The 242-nt window shown below is 50.4% G+C and carries 1 pseudogene; it reads left to right on the forward strand.

From position 1 onward, the window contains the following. Window positions 1-242 (forward strand): annotated as a pseudogene (locus HJY11_RS13690) (cardiolipin synthase); the annotation flags it as partial.

Raw genomic sequence — 242 nt, forward strand, 5'->3', positions numbered from 1 at the left:
TTTTCCGGCGTTTCTGGGACAGTTCCAGTTTCGGGTCAACTACCGTAATCACAGGAAGATAGCGGTCATCGACGGCAGAGTCGGTTTTGTGGGTGGTTTTAATATCGGAAGAGAGTACATCGGACTGGACACGAAAAAGTTCGGATACTGGAGAGATACCCATCTTTGCATCGAGGGATCCGCTGTGACTTCCCTGGCAGTCCGATTCGTTCTGGACTGGAACTATGCGGCTAAGGAGAATC

This window comes from Bittarella massiliensis (ex Durand et al. 2017) (assembly GCF_017566145.1).
Taxonomy (GTDB): Bacteria; Bacillota; Clostridia; order Oscillospirales; family Ruminococcaceae; genus Bittarella; species Bittarella massiliensis_A.